This is a genomic window from Streptacidiphilus neutrinimicus, assembly GCF_000787815.1.
Classification (GTDB): Bacteria; Actinomycetota; Actinomycetes; order Streptomycetales; family Streptomycetaceae; genus Streptacidiphilus; species Streptacidiphilus neutrinimicus.
In genome coordinates this window covers 36,499-39,125 of the sequence record NZ_BBPO01000060.1, presented here as the reverse complement: position 1 = coordinate 39,125, position 2,627 = coordinate 36,499, and the positions used below count along the sequence as shown (strand labels likewise).

The following is a 2,627-nucleotide window of genomic DNA, read 5'->3' as shown; positions in this document are numbered from 1 at the left end:
CCCGCCGTCAAGAAACCGCCACGCGGGCGCAGCAGCGGCGGGAAGGCGGCGAGCGCGGGGACCAGCGTGACCCCGAAACCGGCCGCGACTGCCTCCCCGCAGGCTCGCCGGAACGCACCCTCGACGTGGTGGTCGGGACGCTTCGCGGGTACCCGGGACATCGCGGAACTGCACCTCTCCGCGCTGACGGACCAGCGCCCGCCCGCCGAGCTGACGCCATGTCAGATAACCCCGATGCACATATTGATGGTGCGTCAGATCGCGGCTAGCCTCCGCTGAGAGCGCCCCAGCAGGCGTGCTCGGCTCGACAGCCCGAGGAGGAACGGCCATGCCCGAGGTATCCGTCAGCGCCACCATCCCCGCCCCGGCGGACAAGATCTGGGCGGTCATCACCGACTTCGAACGCTTCGGGGAGTGGAACACCATCCACACCGCCTTCCCCAACGGCGGCCCCGTCGAGCTCGCCGTCGGTGCCGTCTACGGCGAGAAGATGACCCTGATGGGGATGCCCGCCGAGGTCAGCTGGACCGTCAGCGAGGTCGCCGCGCCGGCGACGCTGGCCCTGGACGGCAAGGGCCCGATGGGCATCACCCTGCGCCAGCAGTACACCCTCACCGGGGACGGCGACGGCACCAAGGTCACCGTGGACAGCGAGTTCAAGGGAGCGGCGGTCAACATGCTGGCCGCACGCGTCAAGGAGGCCACGAGCAAGGCGCTGGTCGAGTCCCTGGAGAAGCTGTCCGGCCTGGTGGGCTGAAAAGCGTTCGTCGTGAGGCGGGGCCGCCGATAGCCTCGGCGGCCATGGGGTCACGAGCGCAGTACGTGGTGGTCGAGAACGGCGCCTGGCAGCGGTTCGGCTCGCACTGGGGCGCGAACCGGATCGCGGCCGACCTGCTGGCGGGACCGGCGGCAGCCACGCGCTGCTTCCGGGCCCTGGACGAGACCGAAACCTGGCTCGACGACCTGTGGTGCGAGGGCGCCGCGCTCGTCGACCACGATCGCCGCGTGCTGCTCTGGTACGCCTTCCAGGACAGCTGGGCCGACCACCGCGCGGTCCGCGCGGTGCTGGCGCGCACCTGGCCCGGGTGGGACGTCAGGTTCGCGCACGACGGCATGGGCGACCTCACCCACCACCTCGGCCTCGGCCGGGAGCTGACCCGAGAGCCCGGCTGGTTGGAGCACCACGAGCCCAGTTGGTTCACCGACGAGGACAGCGAGCCCTGGGCGGTGGTATCGCTGCGGTTCCCCGACGGGAGCGTTCGCGCCTTCGGCGGCGGCTGCCGCGAGACTGTCGAGCACGTCCTGGACGGCCCCGGCCTCATCGATCTGCTGCTGCGGGCTGCCCCTACCCCGCAGCTCACCGACATGCCCTACGGGGGCGTCCACTTCGAACCGGCTGCCCGCACCGTCTCCGTCTGGGCCGTGCAGACCGTCGCCGGCCTGAACGGCTGGCCGTTGCCCGGCTGGGAGGGCTGGACCCTCGACTTCCACGGCGACGATCACGCCCACCATGCCGCCGTGCTCCCGTCGGACTACCCCTTCCCACAGTCCCCGCTCGCCCCGGCGCTGCGAGCGCTGCGCGACCGTCTCGGCACGCCGCCGCCGGACACCGGGGTCCTGCTCGCGCGCGCGGCGGCCGCGCCGGCCCCCGAGAGCGCCACCGCCGTGGTCACCCCCGCCGCGCTGGTCCCCCACGACCCGGCCGCCCCCACCCCGGCCGAGCTCGCGGCCCTGCGCGCCGCCCTCGACGTGCTCATCGCCGAGGCCGAAGCGGCCTCCTGACGATGCGACCGCTCGCGCGGCGGATAACGTGAGCGTCATGCGGACTGCACTCATCACCGGCGCAAGCGCCGGCATCGGCGCGGCGTTCGCGCGCCGGCTCGCCAAGGACGGACACGTCCTCGTCCTCGTCGCCCGCGACGAGAGCCGGCTCGCGGCCTTCGCCGACGAACTCGCCAAGGAGCACGGGGTCCCCGTCGAGGTGCTCGCGGCCGACCTGGCCACCGACGCGGGCATCACGGCCGTCGAGGCGCGGCTCACCGACCCGGAGCGCCCGGTCGACCTGCTGGTCAACAACGCGGGGTTCGGCTTTCGCAAGGGCTTCCTCGACGTGCCGATCGAGGACGAGCTGACGATGGTCAAGGTCCACATCGAGGCCGTGCTGCGCCTCACCCGCGCCGCGGTCCCGGGCATGCGCGAGCGCGGCAAGGGCTACGTCGTCAACGTCGCGTCCGTGGCCGCGTTCGTGCCGCGCGGCTCGTACGGGGCGAGCAAGTCCTGGGTGGTCCAGTTCACCGCGGGGGTCAACCGCGACCTCGCGGGCAGCGGCGTCACGCTCCAGGCGCTGTGCCCGGGGTTCACCCACACCGAGTTCCACCAGCGCGCCGAGATGGACATGTCCAGCGTGGGGGCGTGGATGTGGCTGGACGCGGACTACGTCGTCGACCAGTCGCTGCGCGACCTCGCGCGCGGCAGGTCCGTCTGCGTCCCCTCCCGCCGCTACCAGGCCCTGGTCGCCCTCTCGCGCAAGGCCCCGCTGGCCCTTCTCACCGGCATGTCGAGCGGCTTCGGGCGCAGGCCCACGGAGAAGTAGAAGCGCGAACGGCGGGTCCCCCTCGGGGGAACCC

At 72.8% G+C, this 2,627-nt stretch carries 3 protein-coding genes; all 3 read left to right on the top strand.

What is annotated here, in order from left to right; genetic code table 11:
* Positions 1 to 328 precede the first annotated feature (328 nt).
* The 3 genes from TR48_RS29315 to TR48_RS29305 are packed head-to-tail and all read left to right on the top strand — an operon-like array spanning position 329 to position 2,593.
* The gene (locus TR48_RS29315) at positions 329 to 757 is read left to right on the top strand and encodes a type II toxin-antitoxin system Rv0910 family toxin (protein WP_042372949.1); all 429 of its coding nucleotides are present in this window, start codon (positions 329 to 331) and stop codon (positions 755 to 757) included.
* A 44-nt stretch (positions 758 to 801) separates the two neighbouring features.
* Complete coding sequence (locus TR48_RS29310; RefSeq protein WP_152628243.1) at positions 802 to 1,782, top strand: hypothetical protein; 981 nt, start codon at positions 802 to 804, stop codon at positions 1,780 to 1,782.
* 37 nt (positions 1,783 to 1,819) lie between these two features.
* On the top strand, positions 1,820 to 2,593 hold the full coding sequence (locus tag TR48_RS29305; protein WP_042372945.1) for an SDR family NAD(P)-dependent oxidoreductase: 774 nt from the start codon (positions 1,820 to 1,822) through the stop codon (positions 2,591 to 2,593).
* Positions 2,594 to 2,627 lie beyond the last annotated feature (34 nt).

Excerpts from the sequence above, each read along its gene's own strand:
- TR48_RS29305 (WP_042372945.1), top strand. The coding sequence starts at position 1,820 with ATGCGGACTGCACTCATCACCGGCGCAAGCGCCGGCATCGGCGCGGCG.
- TR48_RS29315 (WP_042372949.1), top strand. The coding sequence starts at position 329 with ATGCCCGAGGTATCCGTCAGCGCCACCATCCCCGCCCCGGCGGACAAG.
- TR48_RS29310 (WP_152628243.1), top strand. The coding sequence starts at position 802 with ATGGGGTCACGAGCGCAGTACGTGGTGGTCGAGAACGGCGCCTGGCAG.